The organism is Gilliamella apis (assembly GCF_030758615.1).
Lineage (GTDB): Bacteria > Pseudomonadota > Gammaproteobacteria > Enterobacterales > Orbaceae > Gilliamella > Gilliamella apis_A.
This window is the reverse complement of sequence record NZ_CP132381.1, coordinates 40,302-56,687: the sequence shown is the minus strand read 5'-3', so window position 1 is coordinate 56,687 and position 16,386 is coordinate 40,302. Positions and strand designations below refer to the sequence as shown.

Genomic DNA, 16,386 nt, shown 5'->3' with positions numbered 1-16,386 from the left:
TATTAAATTTAAACATAGATAAGGGATCGAAAAATGATAGATAGGTCACAAAATTGGTTAGGTAAGAAAAAATTGAAATATTATTTCCATTTAAAATAAAACGAAAGCTTTCAATGTGAAAGATAAGCAGTAAAAAGAATATTAATGTTATTTTTCAAATTTTTAACTTAAAAGAGAAATCATATAAAAGAAAGACAGCTAAACAATAAAAAAATATCCGCTTTCATTGTTTAGAGTGATCTATGTCACAAATTTGTAAATTTCATTGATTATAAGATTGTTAATCGAAAATTATAACTAAGAGAATATAGAGATTGATATAGATATTGAAACACCAATTGGTGTTTCAATAACTTAATTGTGGTTATTTTTTCATTCTGGTTGGCTATTTTTACTGCGCTTAACAAACATCATCACGGCAAAAGCAATAACGGTTAAATAGATAATGAAGATACCATATGTTGATAACATATCGACAAATGAACGTCCGCGTATACCTATGTCACGGAAGAAGCGAAATAACCAAACTAATGGAAAGGCATGACTAACATAAAAGGCCCATATTGGCATAATGCCTACTGCCATGGTTGAACCGCCCATAATAAAGCCGGGAGGAACAAGGAAAATCATTTTACTTGCTCCTTCGCCGGGATGGTTAGTTTTCCAAGATAGTAGTAAACCTAACCAACCAAAAGCTAAACCAGTCATAAAAATGCTTGGTACGAAAGTAAAATAGTTACCATCAAAACGTAGTTGACCGAATATTACCAATATTGCCGTAATCAAGGTTAAAGCAGTGGTATAAAATAGGGCATAAGGCACTGTTCGGGCTAATAATGGTAAAAAACCACGTTCAATTACTGTATTCCACATCCCCATGGTTTTTAATCGACCAATAATCATTAATGAGGTTAATCCATAAGTTAATGATGAAAAGAAGTAAACAAAATAGATAATAGTGGATATTGTTGATGAACTAGCCGGATTAAACATGGTTCTCGTTTTTAATTGCATTGGTGATAAGGTCGCTTCTGTTGCTTCTCGACCTAGTCCTAATGCTGCTACTTTACCAACACTTAATTCTGCACCTGATTCAGGGATAATTTCATTAAGGCTTTGCATTACTTTGGCATTTTGGGCATCATTTGAGTCATCAGCAAAATAACCTAATTTAACCGTACGGTCCCCTTTCTTTAATGATTTTTCTAGCCCTTTAGGGATATATAACACGCCTAAATTACGATCATGTGAAACCAAGGTAATTGGATTAACTGGCGATCGAATCACTTCTGTTATTTCAATAAATGGTGATGTATTTACCTTACTGATTAATTCAGTTGAATAATTAGAACCATCAAGATCTATAACGGCAATTTTTCCTTCAAAAACTGAACCATGACTCAGAACAATTGAAAAAATAAGTGATACGATGGCTGCTAAACCTAGGCATACTTTATAATAAGGAATGAAGTGGCCTGACAACATAGCGTCAAGCTCTTCAAGCATAGATTTAATGATGTTTTGTCGCATCATTGATCAACCTCAATTGTCATACCGGTTAATAGTTGTGGAATAGATTCCATATAAATTCTGACTTGGTAAGATGTTAAATCGGCCTGTCCACGTTCTCGAGTCATGCGTAAGTCAGCAAATGATGGCGCAGCAGTTGCAAATCGAACGGTGCCTTTTACGGTTTTATCTAATGCAATAACATTCGCCTTTACCTTTGTGCCTGGTTGATAATCATTGACCATTTTTTCATTAACATAAATATCGACATATTTGCGATCAGTTTCTAATAATACAGCTGGAGCTCCAGTAGGTGCCATCTCACCATCTTCAAACATCAGTTTTAGTACTTTGCCATCTTCTGGCGCAACTAATGTTAGTCGATCGTAATTGACTTGTAATTGTTTTAAATCAGCTTGAGCTTGTACTAATTGCGCTTTAATCTGAGCAAGCTGATTTTGACGATTTTGCAGTTTTTGTCGATCAATAGTGATCGATTGCAATGTCATACCCGTAGCATTTCTAGTTTGTTCAAACTGGTTAATTTGGTCTTGAGTTGCTCCAATCATTAAGGTTGATAATTGGCTTTCAATCTGTACCACTTGCATTTTGGTACTAATGTAGACATTTCGTGCAGCGTCAAGTTGTGATTGAGAAGTACCGCCCGTTTTTCTTAATTGAGTATGGCGTTGAAACTCAGTATTAGCTAGATCACGAGCAGACTTTGCCGCTTCAAGATTAGCTTTAACTTCCTCAATTTTTCGCCATGTTGATAACTCATTAAGATTGATTTCATTTTCAGTGATTTCGATTGCTGCTTGTTCTTGATTAACAGCAGCAGTTTGACTATCAACTAGTGCTTGCAAGCGATCAACTGATAGCTTGGTATCAATATCTTCAAGTTGCATTAATGGGTCGCCTTTTTTAACGAATTGTGATTCTTGGACAAATCGTTTAATCACTTTTCCACCTACATTTTGAAAGGCAACATTGATTTCATCAGCGGTTAATACCCCTGATTTGATACTTTTAGCAACAGTTACTGCATCATTTCTTGAACCAAGACAAATTAATGTAGATCCAAATAGAAGTAGCAATAAAAATATAGCAGGAATTTTAATGTTTTTTGGTAAATCTAAGTTTAATTTATTTTTCATTTATTTAGTCAGCTAAGTATATTGTTAAAATATCATGATTATGAATAATTATTGGCAATTATTTACGTAATAACTTGCGTAACATTGCAATTAAAGATTCCTGCTCTTGTGGATTTAAGACTTGAGCAAAAGCACGAATCGATTTTAAGTGATTAGGTAATGCTTTTTGGATAAGATTTACCCCAGTTGCAGTAAGGGTGATTAGTCGAGAACGGCCATCTTCTCCACTTTTTGTCATTGATATTAAAGGATCGGGTGCTGCTAACATTCGTTTCACCATTACCGAAACGGTTGCTGGTGTTACGCCAACTCTTAATGCTAACTCGCTAGCGCAAGTTTCTCCTTCACTATACAATGACATTAGCAAGGCAAATTTTCCTTCAGATACATCATAATCTTTGGCTAGTTGTGCATAAATATTTGATCGAATTAAATCGGCGGTGGTGATTAAACTTAAGACAAGATCAACGCCTGAAACCTCAATAATTTCATCATTAAATCTTTGTGCTTTTGCTAAAGTTTCGCGAGAAGGAAGTATTCTTGAATTGTAATTCAATTGTCATTACCTAATTTATTTAGTCGGCTAATTATACTTATTTAACCCTAATTGGCAATCCTTTTTTTATTCGTAATTTGTGATGTTTATCATAATAATATTCTAATGTTACTTGATACTTAAATCGTGAAAAATGATAACTCATTGTTTTCAAAATTATTATTTTATCTACTACTAAAGAGGTAATCCTTGAGGATAATTATATTCTGTTTAAAGTTCCTTAAAATATCAATTAGATAAAAATTAAATAATTGAATTAAAAATAAATTTGGAGCTTTTTATGAGTAAAACCAATCTCGTCATTATTGGCAATGGGATGGTTGGCCATCGTTTTGTTGAAGAAATTATTGATAAAATGCAGGCTGATAAGTTCAACATCACTATTTTTTGCCAAGAACCTAGAGTTGCTTACGATCGTGTTCATCTTTCATCCTATTTTTCAGGACATACCGCAGAAGCATTATCTTTAGTTAGAGAGGGTTTATATCAAGAAAATGATATAAATATTCTACTTAATGAGCGGGTTATATTAATCAACCGACAACGTAAAGAAGTGCATTCACAAACAGGACGAATAATCTCTTATGATAAATTGATTATTGCAACGGGATCTTATCCATGGATACCACCAATTAAAGGTGCTGATGGTGCGAATTGTTTTGTTTATCGTACTATTGAAGATCTTGATGCTATTCGTAATTGTGCCAGCAATTGTAAAACTGGCGCAGTAGTGGGTGGCGGTTTGCTTGGGCTTGAAGCTGCTGGGGCGCTAAAGAATTTAGGCATTGAAACTCATGTCGTTGAATTTGCGCCAGTGTTAATGGCAGAGCAACTTGATTCTATGGGAGGTGAACAGTTACGTCGAAAAATTGAGGAGATGGGGGTTGGTGTTCATACCAGTAAAAATACCCAAGAAATTATTCATACACCATCAGGTAAAATTATGCAATTTGCTGATGGTTCATCACTTAAAATTGATTTTATTGTTTTTTCAACAGGTATTCGACCTAGCGATCAATTAGCTAAAGCATGTGAGCTTGATATTGGCCCTCGTGGTGGGATTGTTGTTAACGATTATTGTCAAACATCAGATCCTGATATTTATGCGATAGGGGAATGTGCTTGTTGGCAAGGTAAAGTTTATGGTCTTGTTGCCCTGGATATAAAATGGCGCAGGTCGCGTTAGCCCATTTAATCGGCGAAAATGCTAAATTTGAAGGCGCTGATATGAGTGCTAAACTCAAGTTGATGGGAGTCGATGTCGGTAGTATTGGCGATGCCAAAGCTAAGACGCTCGGTTGTCGGAGTTATGTTTACTTAGACGAAAATATCCCAGTTTATAAAAAATTAGTGGTTTCAAATGATAATCGCAAATTGCTTGGTGCTGTATTAGTTGGTGATACAGCAGACTATAGTAATTTATTACAATTAATGCTTAATAATATGGATCTGCCAGAGCATCCTGATAGCTTAATTTTACCTTCTCATGCCGGAGCTAAACCTGTATTAGGCGCTGATGCTTTGCCGGATAATGCACAAATATGTTCCTGTTTTGATGTAACAAAAGCAAAAATTGTGCAAGCTATTCATGCTGGTTGTCATACGGTGGCAGCAATTAAAGCCGAAACGAAAGCAGGTACTGGCTGTGGTGGCTGTATTCCATTAGTAACACAAATCCTTAATTTAGAATTAGCTAAGCAAGGTATTGAAGTCAGTCATGCCCTTTGTGAACATTTTAAATATTCTCGTCAAGAGCTTTTCCATCTTATTCGAGTTGAAGGATTAACTTCTTTCAGTGAAGTGATTACAAAACATGGTACTGGTTATGGTTGTGAAGTCTGTAAACCAACAATAGGGTCAATATTAGCATCATGTTGGAATAATTATATTCTTAAACCAGATCTTGTTCCTTTGCAAGATAGTAATGACATTTTTTTAGGTAACATCCAAAAAAATGGTACTTATTCCATTATCCCACGTAGTGCTGGTGGTGAAATTACACCAGAAGGCTTAATTGCGATAGGCCAGATTGCAAGGAAATATAATCTGTATTCGAAAATCACCGGATCTCAGCGAATTGGTTTATTCGGTGCACAAAAAGACGATCTTCCAGCTATCTGGAAAGAGCTCATAGCCGCTGGTTTTGAAAGTGGTCATGCCTATGCGAAGGCGTTACGTATGGCTAAAACATGTGTGGGTAGTACTTGGTGTCGTTTTGGTGTTGGCGATAGTGTCGGTTTTGGCGTTGAATTAGAAAATCGTTATAAAGGTATTAGAGCACCTCATAAATTTAAACTTGGTGTTTCAGGTTGTACTCGGGAGTGTGCGGAGGCGCAAGGTAAAGATATTGGTGTTATTGCTACTGAAAAAGGTTGGAATCTATATGTTTGTGGTAATGGAGGTATGAAGCCTCGTCATGCTGATTTACTTGCTGCGGATTTAGATAAAGAGACGCTTATACGTTATTTGGATCGTTTTATCATGTTCTATATTCGCACAGCTGATAAATTACAACGAACTTCCGTTTGGTTTGAGAATCTTGAAGGAGGAATCGATTATTTACGTAGTGTGATTATTGATGACAAGTTAGGTATTAATGCCGAACTAGAAAAAGAGATGGATCGAGTTCGACAATTAGTAGTCTGCGAATGGAAAGAAACAGTGGATAACCCAGCAGCACAAATCCGTTTTGCCCATTTTGTTAATAGTTCTAAGCGTGATGATAATGTTCAATTTGTGCCTGAACGCGATCAACATCGCCCAGCAACTCTTGAAGAACGTCAAACTATGTTAGGAGAATAGATCATGAGCCAATGGATTACTATTTGTAAATTACAAGATATTTTACCTGAAACAGGAATATGTGCTCTAGTCGGCAAAGAACATGTTGCAGTTTTTCGTCCCTACAATACTAATGAGCTTTATGCGATTAGTAATATTGACCCTTTTGCGAATGCCAGCGTCCTTTCTCGTGGCATTATTGCTGAACATGAAAATGAGCTATGGGTCGCAAGTCCTCTTAAAAAACAGCGTTTTCGTTTAAAGGATGGTTATTGCCTTGAAAATAAAGATTATTCTGTTACTCATTATGAAGTCAAAGTAGATAATGATGAATTTGTGCAAATAAAATCTAATTAATTAATCGCATTAGGAATAGAAAATGTATACAGAAACAATTAACAAATGTGCAGCTAATGCTGCGCGGATCGTTCGACTAGCTAAAACCAATCCAATTGGATTTTGGTTAAGTTCTGCTATGGCAGGTGCTTACGTTGGTTTAGGAATTATATTAATTTTCACACTAGGTAATTTGCTTGATCCATCCGTTAGGCCTTTAGTTATGGGGGCAACCTTTGGTATAGCATTAACTTTAGTGGTAATTGCCGGCTCAGAATTATTTACTGGCCATACCATGTTTTTAACTTTTGGCGTGCAGGCTAAAAAAATTACTCATTGTCAAATGTGGTGTGTATTGCCACAAACATGGTTAGGCAATTTGCTTGGATCAATTTTTGTGGCCGCTTTGTTTTATTGGGCTGCAAGTCCATTATTGGCAACAGATACTTCGCTTGTGCATACCGCTGCATTGGCAAAAACATCTGCGCCAGCAACAGCATTATTCTTTCGGGGAATTTTATGTAACTGGTTAGTTTGCTTAGCTATTTGGATGGCAAACCGAGTAGAGGGGTCAGCAAAATTTATTGCAATATGGTGGTGTTTATTAGCCTTTATTGCTTGTGGTTATGAACATAGTGTTGCCAATATGACGTTATTTTCACTTTCTTGGTTTGGTAATCATTCTGATTCTTACACATTAGCCGGCATTGGTCATAATTTGTTATGGGTTTCATTAGGAAATTTAGTATCCGGCGCACTATTTATGGGGTTAGGATATTGGTTTTCAACACCTAAATCAGATCGACCTTAATTATAAATAACAGAAGTTTTTATTGTTCAATTTACTGATTGGTATGGTAATTAGCAATCAGTAAATTGCTCTTAAATCAAAAATATATTAATGGTTGTTTTGAAATTGTATGGATTATTTACCTTTATTTTGCAAATTAGAAAATCGTGATTGTTTATTAGTTGGTGGTGGCGAAATAGCTGAGCGTAAAGCTCGATTATTACTTGAAGCTGGTGCAAAATTAACTGTCAATGCACTTGAATTTAACCCACAATTTATCTGTTGGCAGCAACAAAAGCAGTTAGTTTTAATAAAAAGTGAGTTTAACGAGCAACTGCTAGATAATAAATGGTTAGTTATTGCTGCAACTAACTGTCAAAAAACCAATCAACAAGTTAGTAGCGCCGCAGAAAACCGTCGTATCTTTTGTAATGTGGTCGACTCTCCCAAAGATGCAAGTTTTATTATGCCTTCAATTATTGATCGTTCCCCTATTATGGTCGCCATCTCTTCAGAAGGGCATGCTCCTGTATTAGCTCGCTTGTTACGTGAAAAATTTGAAGCAATATTGCCACAACATATTGGTAAATTAGCCATATATGGCGGTTATTTACGCAATAAAGTAAAAGCGACTTACCGAAGTATGACTGAACGTCGACGATTTTGGGAGAAATTGTTTTCTCATGATAGATTAGCTCAAGCAATAGCGAATAATGATTCAGAAAATGTCGATACATTAACTAATGAATTATTTGATGATTCGTTGGATTGTCGTGGCGAAGTGGTCTTAGTTGGTGCTGGCCCTGGTGATCCAGGGTTGTTAACTTTAAAAGGTCTTCAACAAATTCAACAAGCGGATATTATTGTTTATGATAGATTAGTCTCAAAAGAAATAATGAATTTAACTCGACGAGACGCGCAACGAATTTTTGTTGGTAAACACCCCGGTTTTCATTGTGTTCCGCAAGAACAAATTAATCAAATATTATTGGAACAAGCACAAAAGGGCCTGAGAGTGGTACGACTTAAAGGTGGTGATCCTTTCATTTTTGGTCGAGGAGGAGAAGAGCTTGAAACATTATTCAATGCTAATATTCCTTTTTCGGTAGTACCTGGCATTACTGCGGCTTCTGGATGCTCGGCGTATAGTGGAATACCACTAACTCATCGTGATTACGCACATAGTGTACGTTTAATAACTGGTCATCTAAAAGATGGATCTCATCTTGATTGGCGAAGTTTAGCGGCTGAAAAGCAGACTTTGGTTTTTTATATGGGGCTATCGCAAGCAGAAAATATTAAAGCGAATTTAATTAAACACGGTATGGATGGTCAGACTCCTATTGCTATTGTTGAAGAGGGTACCACTACTAAGCAAAAAGTCATCAATGGTTTATTATCCGAACTTGGTCAGCTAGCTTTACAAGCTCGTAGCCCTAGTTTAATTATCGTTGGTCCGGTGGTGGCATTACGAGAAAAACTTAACTGGTTTTCACAGAATTAGTATAAATTGGCAAGGAAATGATAGGATATCTTATAATATTCTTTATTTTCTTGCCTTTTGTTTCCAAACAATTTGACTAAAAAATATTGTTACAAAGTGTTTTATAACAATATCGACTTTGCTTTTTTTATCAAAATTTAAGAAGGCGTATCGACATCATCCCAATCGGCATTTTCAAAGTTTGTTAGCCAATTTAAAGCATGTTGTCTTTCTTGAATAACGCCTTCCATTATTTCTACAGGTAGTATTTTATTATTAAGCCGACAATCTCTTGCTAGCCAATGTAATCGGTAATTTAAATCTAATGCATCTAGCAGTTCACTTGTTGGTCTTAAGGTTAAAGTAGATAGTTCGGGATTACTATTTTCTAAACCAGTTTCGACTAATGAAGATACATTACAAAAAGTATCCGCAAAAGGTAATTTTGATTGCCAATTTAGTGCCCATTGTAGTGGTAATAAGGCTTCATAGCGCCAACTCATATTCATAACATCTTGTTCTTGCGGTTGAGGTGCGTGAATAAAATCATATTCAGTATTTGATAAAGCAGCAAACCCTAACGGACAACGCGCTTTGAATTCCTCAGGATCTAATGGGGCATTTTCTCGAAAGCTTTCGGCTTGAATTCCTGTTAACATCAGGGCTAAGGATCGTTTTTTTACTTCATCGGGTGTTCTAAGTATTACTTCAGATTCAGCAACGACAGGAGGTAAGCTTACAAGCGGATGTAATCCTAACGTTGCTAAATACTGCTCAGTTTTTGCTTTGCGTTGTAATGCTTCTGACGGATAAGGCATTTTAACATTTATATCAAATTTACCATCTGGATCTTGTAAAACATCCATCTTAGGATTGCGAATCGTACCATCGGGGATAAATAAAATAACATTAGCCTGCTCAGCCCAATGCGCTAGTTCATTAAATTGATTTTCTTCTATTTCAAACGTAAACTGATGTTTAGTTTTTTGAATATGTCGATAAAGTTCATAACGGCGGGAATTCATTTCACCGTCACCTGCTTGCATAACATAGCCAATAAAACCATTAAGATGATCTGTAAAATAGAGTGAGTTCAATCCACGTTGATTTAATTTTTTACAACTAAAATTAATTGCTGTTGGATTTGTGAGTGTAGAGTAAGCATTGACTAATAGAGACATTTACAACTTCATCCTATTTTTTAATTTTTTGTTTTTTAATTTTGTTCAATAAATCAATTTAATTGATTTAACTAATTATAAATATTGTTTTTCAATTGAATCAAGTAGAAGAAAACGGTTGTTATAGAAAATTTTTAATGATTAGGATTAGATATTCTATCCAATTAAAAGTGTAAGCGGATATATGATATAAATCGGTATTAATACATTGCCAAGGTTATTCTTTACTCTGCAAATACCATACAGTCATTTCCATACGTGACTTAAAGTTGAGTTTTTTAAAAATACTTTTAATATGAACTTTTACCGTACTTTCAACAATATCTAACTCTTTTGCGATAAGTTTATTCGATAATCCTTGCACTAATAAGTTAAATGTTTCATGTTCTCTTGGGGTAAGTAAATTGATATCATGGGATTGGTTGGTTGTCTGGTTTTTATCATCACGCATATAATTAAGAATGATATGTGAAATAGCTTCATCCATAATGACTTTCCCTTCCGAAATATCCTTTAAGGCTTTAAGAAAATCTTCCGGTTCCATATCTTTTAACAAATAACCATCAGCACCAGTTTTGAGCGAGGTAATAATATCTTCTTTTGCGTCTGAGACAGTAAACATAATGATTCTGCTTGAAATGTTTTTCTCGCGTAAATAGCGTAGAATTTCTAGTCCACTGACATCATTCATATTGATATCTAACAAAATAATATCAGGATCAAGTGTTTCAGCCAGCTTAACTCCTTCTATCCCTGAACCAGTTTCACCGATAATTTCAAAATTATTGATGGTGTTAATAAGTTGCTTTACCCCATTTCTTAACATGGGATGATCATCAATAAGTAATATTGAACTTTTAACTTGATCCATTGGTTACTCTTTTATCATCTTGCAAGGAATTGTGTTTGTTGCTTTAAATGTTACCACAATTTCTGTTCCCATATTAGGCTTACTATTAATGATTAGATTGCCGTTTAATACGCCAACTCTATCACGCATAATAATTAAACCATAGTGATTATCTTGATGTGTATTATTTTGTAAACCAATACCATTATCTTTTATGCTAACGGTAATAATTTGATTCTCATCAATCGTTAAGCTTATTTTGACTTGGGTGGCATTGGCGTGTTTATAGATATTATTTAAAGATTCCCGGACACATTGCAGTAAATGAAAGGCATATTTGCTATTGATGATATTGAGAGGTAATTGATATTCAATCTGAATTGTAAATTTCAATTTTTGATTAAACTCATCAATTAACTCCATGAAACTGGCATAAAAACCGGTTTGGTTAAGACGTAAGCGAAACGAGGTAATTAACTCTCTTAATTGAGAGTAGGTTATATTAACCTCTTTACGCATAGTCGTCAGCAAATCGATACTAGTTTGGGAAGTTAAATCCGATTGCATCTGTAAGCAACTAAGATGTATTTTTAAACAAGAAAGTGATTGCGCTATCGAGTCATGTAGTTCCCTAGCCATTGCTGAACGTTCTTTCATTAATAGATATTGTTTTTGTTGTTCTATTTGCCTATCAAGCATTAGTGCTGTAGTCATTTGTTCAACTAAAGCAGTAATTAAATTTTCTTGTTCTGTTCCTAGTTGTACTTTTGATGGCTGTATTGCAAATAAAATGCCAAATTTTTCTCCTTTTTCTTGCAGATACCAATAGCGCTGAAAACCATTTTCTTGATAAGATTTTGATGGAATAAGACAAGCATTACATTCTGAATTTTGGCAATAAGGGAGTTTTTGTTGGTTGTCATAGCTGAATTGTTGAAAATGTTCTATGTTATCTGATTCATAAAATCGGATTTGAAACTGTGTTAATGGTACTAATTCTTCTAGTCCACGAAGTATAATTAAAAAACGCTCACATAAGGGGTCTGAGGTATGGAGTTGCTTGATGGCTTGATATTGAAATGACACAATTTTATTGATTTGTTGTAATTCAGCTGTTTTTTCTGTGACGCGCTCTTCTAACAATAGATACTGTTGTTCAATTTGTTCCGCCATTTTATCAAAGGCTTGCCCCAGTAAATCAAACTCACTTTTGGTTGTTTTACTATTAAAGCGTTGACTAAAATTCTGTTGCGAAATCGATTCTGCCATATGAATTAATTTACGCCATGGCGCAAGAAGATAACGACGTAAATAGTAAATTTGTGCCAGAAGAAATAGTGCAATTAGAATGATAAAAACGAGTTGTAATTGTGAAAGATAATGGATTTGATTTTCTGTCTTTTGATCAATTTGATGAACCAGTTTATCGGTGTGAGCAACAAAATTATCAATTTCATTTTTTATCTCATTTATATTGTTTGCTTGTTGAAGTTTCGGAACAATATGCTTGAACCACTGCGACTGTAATTGATTAAAATCATCAATTAACTGATAACGTTCAAATAATTTTAATTGTTGTGATGATGGGATATCATTAAAAATGTTAAGTCGATAAATATCCTTTTTTTCTATAGGTGTCATTGCTAAAAGTTGATAGCTCTTCATTCTGATTAACCCTAATTGATTAATCATATAAGCGCTACCTTTAGTATCATTAGCGACTTGTATTGACAAAAATAGCGCCAATAATGCCATAGCGCCTAAAAAGAGCATTAAAAGTGTTAAACGATTAATAATAGAAGCACTGTAGCGAAATTTTCTTTTTAGCATATAGGTACTCAATATTTTTGCGTTAAATATTATGCAAATAAATAATAATTTAACTATATTGTAGCGTGAAAATAGCTGGTCTAAGATCTTTTTTGTGACTTTTTGCGATCTTTTATTAAACAGCGCTTGCAACAAGCATAAATTTTGCGTAAAATTCACGCCCTATAAGATTAATCAATGCAGACATATATTTTTAATCAGGAATCGTCTGCTTTTTATTGCGGAGTTAAGTATGTACGCAGTTTTCCAAAGTGGTGGTAAACAACACCGAGTTAGCGAAGGACAAGTCGTTCGCTTGGAAAAAATTGAAGTCGAAACAGGTTCAGAAGTTGTTTTCGATAAAGTTTTAATGGTAGCAAATGGTGAAGACATCAAAGTTGGTGCTCCGTTTGTTGAAGGTGCAACAATTAAAGCAGAAATTGTTGAGCACGGTCGTGGCGAGAAAGTGAAAATTGTTAAATTCCGTCGTCGTAAACACTATCGTAAACAACAAGGTCACCGTCAGTGGTTCACTGATGTGAAGATCACTGCAATCGCTTAATAGGAGTATCGAACAATGGCACATAAGAAGGCTGGTGGTTCATCACGTAATGGTCGTGATTCCCAGAGTAAACGTTTAGGTGTTAAACGTTATGGTTCTCAAGAAGTTCTTGCGGGTAACATTTTAGTTCGTCAACGTGGAACTCAATTCCACCCAGGTACTAACGTAGGTTGTGGTCGTGATCATACCCTATTCGCTTTAGTTGATGGACAAGTTAAGTTCGAAGTTAAAGGACCTAAAAACCGCCGTTATGTTAGTGTAGTTGCTAACAGCTAATAAACCAGCGGTTTAATAAGTTATAGAAGCCTCACAGTCATTGTGGGGCTTTTTTCATTTCTTGAAAATTTATATAATTCATTATGATAAAACAGCAAAATGTTAAATTAGGTTTTGCATTAGCCATGTTAACAGCCGTTATGTGGGGACTAGTGCCAATTGCTATGAAATATGCATTAGTTGTTATTGATCCATTAACATTAGCTTGGTCACGATTAAGTATCTCAGCTATCGGTATTACACTATGGCTGGCTTATAAAAAACAGTTTCCTAATTTAGCTATGTTCAAAAAACGTCGCCGTTTTATCTTATTGATGATTGCTGGGTTTGGTCTACTGGGTAATTTTGCACTTTTTGCTACAGCTGTTCAGTATTTATCTGCAACTACTGCTCAAGTTGTTGGACAAACCGGAATTATAATATTTATGATTTCTAGTGCAATTATTTTCAAAGAAAGATTAAGACCAACGCAAATTATTGGTATTACCATATTATTAATTGGATTAGGATTGTTTTTTAATGAAAATCTAGCCGATCTTTTTGCTAATATGTCTTCATATGGCATAGGTGTTTGGCTGGCTTTGCTGGCTTCAATCTCATGGGCATGTTATGCGTTAGCGCAAAAAGTATTATTAAAAAAATTACGAGCAGAACAGCTACTTTGGTTGATTTATCTTATTTGTAGTATTTTTTTATGGCCTTTAGCATCACCAACGAAAATAGCCAGTGCTGATTTTAGCCAACTGTTTGCCATTATTTTTTGCGGACTTAATACTATTATTGCTTATGGTGCTTTGGTTATGGCAATGGAACGTTGGCAAGCGGCACAAGTAAGTGCAATAACCACATTAACACCACTTTTTGCACTGATTTTTTCAGATTTATTTGCTTTACTATGGCCAGAAAAGTTTGCAATGCAATATTTAAATATTTTAGGTTATATTGGCGCAGTATCAGTGGTCGCTGGTGCAATGTTTGCAACGGTTGGACACTACTTGTGGCAACCACGAAAGGGCTGGCTAATTAACCGAAAGAAAGAGGACAAATAATGAAATTTGTAGATGAAGCTTCAATTCGTGTCGAAGCCGGAGATGGCGGAAATGGTTGTGTTGGTTTCCGCCGAGAAAAATATATACCTAAAGGTGGCCCTGATGGTGGCGATGGTGGAGACGGTGGTGATGTATTTTTTATTGCTGATGAAAACTTAAATACATTGGTTGATTTTCAATTTGAAAAAAACTACCGAGCAGAACGTGGTCAAAATGGACAAGGTTCTGATTGTACGGGGAAACGAGGTAAAGATATTACCGTTAAAGTGCCAGTAGGAACTCGTATAACTGATAAATATACTGGTGAAATTATTGGTGATTTAACACATCATCAACAAAAAGTTCTGGTTGCTAAAGGTGGTTTTCATGGACTTGGTAATGCCCGTTTTAAATCATCAGTGAATCGTGCTCCACGACAAAAAACCGATGGTACGCCTGGTGAAAAACGCGATGTGTTATTGGAATTATTATTGCTAGCTGATGTGGGTATGTTGGGTTTACCTAATGCTGGTAAATCAACATTTATTCGCAGTGTTTCAGCTGCTAAACCTAAAGTCGCTGATTATCCATTTACAACATTAGTACCTAGCTTGGGTGTTGTGCGAATGGATAATGAACAAAGTTTTGTTGTTGCAGATATCCCTGGATTGATTGAAGGGGCATCTGATGGTGCAGGGCTTGGTATTCGCTTTCTAAAACATCTTGAACGTTGTCGCGTATTAGTGCATTTAATTGATATAGCGCCAATAGATGGTTCAGATCCAATTGAAAATGCGAAAGTTATTATTCAAGAATTGCATCAGTATAGTGATAAATTAGCAAATAAACCGCGTTGGTTAGTTTTTAATAAGATGGATGTATTAGGTCCTGATGAAAGTGAAAAACGTGCAGCTGAAATTGCGAAAGCCTTAAATTGGGATGAGAAATATTATCTTATTTCAGCGGTGAATCACGAAGGCGTAAAAGCATTATGTTGGGATTTAATGGATTATATTACGGCTCATCCTCGAGAGGCAGAACAAGAGGAAACATCGCCTGAAAAAGTCGAATTTATGTGGGATGATTATCATCAACAAGCAATGGATGATGCATTTGATGACGACGATGATTTTGATGATTGGGATGAGAGTGATGAAGAGGGTGTGGAGTTTATCTATCAAAAATAAAACTATTCCCAAAAATTAATTATAATAGTTTGTTTATAGTTAAGTTTTCCAAAAAGCAGGGGCAAATTACCCTGCTCCTCTCAATTATATTTTTTATAAAAACAAAATTTTAATATAAAAACACATGTTAAATTGACAAAATTTTGTCTTTTTTTTGGAAATAGTCAAAAAAATAACTTGCTTTTAATAATGAGAATGATTATCATTCAATTGTACTTTGTTAGAGCGTCGAAAGACTTCTAAAAAAGTATGACATTGCTCACATTGCTTCCAATGTTTGCCAGCCTAGTAAAACTAAGCTGGCTTTTTTATTATTAGTGTATATTTATTAGTAATTATCTTAGGTTAACAGATGGATTATTGATATCAAATAAAACTAATAATGCAGCATTACCGCCAAATTCTTTTGGTGCTTGATGGAAACACATTACATGTGGGTGTTGAGCTAACCACATTGGTGTTTGTTTTTTTAATATGTTTTTACCATGGCCATACATAATACAAGCACAATTGACATTTTCACGTAAACAAGCAGCAATAAGTGCTGCAATTTCTTTTTTTGCTTCTTGCTGGGTTAATCCATGTAGGTCTAAAAAAAACTCGGGTGAATAAAATCCTCGTCGCAATTTTTTTAACTCATTGTTATCCGTATTTTCACGAATGTAACGAATAGGATCTTCTTGTAGAAGTGGTTGGTAATCATCGGAAAAATAAAATTCATTATTTACTTTTTCATGTTGAAGCTTTTGATTATCAATTAGCTTTTGGGATCGTTTTACTGGTTTATGAATAACGGTATCTTGTTTAAGTTGTTTGGTATTACCAATACTACTTTTAAACAAGTTGATATCTTCATCTTCTAATTTAAATTTATTTGGCAT

14 protein-coding genes and 1 pseudogene are annotated in these 16,386 nt (G+C 35.0%); 8 read left to right on the top strand and 7 right to left on the bottom strand.

Annotated features, from left to right (window positions below):
- Positions 1-372 precede the first annotated feature (372 nt).
- Genes RAM17_RS00235 through RAM17_RS00225 form a run of 3 tightly spaced genes read right to left on the bottom strand, consistent with a single transcriptional unit; the run spans position 373 to position 3,222 of the window.
- On the bottom strand, positions 373-1,533 hold the full coding sequence (locus RAM17_RS00235) for an ABC transporter permease (RefSeq protein ID WP_198201665.1): 1,161 nt from the start codon (positions 1,531-1,533) through the stop codon (positions 373-375).
- Positions 1,530-2,666 (bottom strand): HlyD family secretion protein, encoded by a 1,137-nt coding sequence (locus tag RAM17_RS00230; RefSeq protein WP_110446984.1) that lies wholly within the window; start codon positions 2,664-2,666, stop codon positions 1,530-1,532. Before RAM17_RS00230 ends, RAM17_RS00235 begins: the two co-directional genes overlap by 4 nt.
- A gap of 58 nt (positions 2,667-2,724) precedes the next feature.
- Positions 2,725-3,222 carry a MarR family winged helix-turn-helix transcriptional regulator gene (locus RAM17_RS00225; RefSeq protein WP_086362642.1) on the bottom strand — a complete coding sequence of 166 codons (498 nt, stop codon included), beginning with the start codon at positions 3,220-3,222 and terminating at the stop codon, positions 2,725-2,727.
- Between the two features lie 280 nt (positions 3,223-3,502).
- Here RAM17_RS00225 and nirB point away from each other — a divergent pair.
- From nirB to cysG, 4 genes and pseudogenes are all read left to right on the top strand, one after another.
- Positions 3,503-6,024, top strand: a pseudogene (gene nirB, locus RAM17_RS12465) (nitrite reductase large subunit NirB).
- Between the two features lie 3 nt (positions 6,025-6,027).
- Complete coding sequence (gene nirD / locus RAM17_RS00210) at positions 6,028-6,360, top strand: nitrite reductase small subunit NirD (protein ID WP_110446986.1); 333 nt, start codon at positions 6,028-6,030, stop codon at positions 6,358-6,360.
- A gap of 22 nt (positions 6,361-6,382) precedes the next feature.
- The gene (nirC, locus tag RAM17_RS00205; protein WP_110446987.1) at positions 6,383-7,150 is read left to right on the top strand and encodes a nitrite transporter NirC; all 768 of its coding nucleotides are present in this window, start codon (positions 6,383-6,385) and stop codon (positions 7,148-7,150) included.
- A 109-nt stretch (positions 7,151-7,259) separates the two neighbouring features.
- On the top strand, positions 7,260-8,633 hold the full coding sequence (cysG, locus tag RAM17_RS00200; RefSeq protein WP_110446988.1) for a siroheme synthase CysG: 1,374 nt from the start codon (positions 7,260-7,262) through the stop codon (positions 8,631-8,633).
- Between the two features lie 137 nt (positions 8,634-8,770).
- On the opposite strand, the gene RAM17_RS00195 is transcribed toward cysG, so the two are convergent.
- The 3 genes from RAM17_RS00195 to narX form a co-directional block, all read right to left on the bottom strand.
- The gene (locus RAM17_RS00195) at positions 8,771-9,793 is read right to left on the bottom strand and encodes a DUF4272 domain-containing protein (RefSeq protein WP_110446989.1); all 1,023 of its coding nucleotides are present in this window, start codon (positions 9,791-9,793) and stop codon (positions 8,771-8,773) included.
- Between the two features lie 217 nt (positions 9,794-10,010).
- Positions 10,011-10,664 (bottom strand): two-component system response regulator NarL, encoded by a 654-nt coding sequence (gene narL, locus RAM17_RS00190; RefSeq protein ID WP_086359388.1) that lies wholly within the window; start codon positions 10,662-10,664, stop codon positions 10,011-10,013.
- Between the two features lie 3 nt (positions 10,665-10,667).
- A complete protein-coding gene (narX, locus tag RAM17_RS00185) occupies positions 10,668-12,473 on the bottom strand; it encodes a nitrate/nitrite two-component system sensor histidine kinase NarX (protein WP_110446990.1) in 1,806 nt (601 codons plus the stop codon).
- Positions 12,474-12,705: 232 nt separating this feature from the next.
- On the opposite strand from narX, the gene rplU reads away from it, so the two are divergent.
- From rplU to cgtA, 4 genes are all read left to right on the top strand, one after another.
- On the top strand, positions 12,706-13,014 hold the full coding sequence (gene rplU / locus RAM17_RS00180; protein WP_065577863.1) for a 50S ribosomal protein L21: 309 nt from the start codon (positions 12,706-12,708) through the stop codon (positions 13,012-13,014).
- A 15-nt stretch (positions 13,015-13,029) separates the two neighbouring features.
- Positions 13,030-13,290: a 50S ribosomal protein L27 gene (rpmA, locus tag RAM17_RS00175; RefSeq protein WP_034883716.1), complete on the top strand. Its 261-nt coding sequence runs from the start codon at positions 13,030-13,032 to the stop codon at positions 13,288-13,290.
- 83 nt (positions 13,291-13,373) lie between these two features.
- Positions 13,374-14,339 (top strand): DMT family transporter, encoded by a 966-nt coding sequence (locus tag RAM17_RS00170; protein WP_110446991.1) that lies wholly within the window; start codon positions 13,374-13,376, stop codon positions 14,337-14,339.
- Complete coding sequence (gene cgtA, locus RAM17_RS00165; protein ID WP_086362637.1) at positions 14,339-15,505, top strand: Obg family GTPase CgtA; 1,167 nt, start codon at positions 14,339-14,341, stop codon at positions 15,503-15,505. Before RAM17_RS00170 ends, cgtA begins: the two co-directional genes overlap by 1 nt.
- A gap of 335 nt (positions 15,506-15,840) precedes the next feature.
- Here cgtA and smrB read toward each other — a convergent pair whose 3' ends face one another.
- Positions 15,841-16,386: an endonuclease SmrB gene (gene smrB, locus RAM17_RS00160; protein WP_110447050.1), complete on the bottom strand. Its 546-nt coding sequence runs from the start codon at positions 16,384-16,386 to the stop codon at positions 15,841-15,843.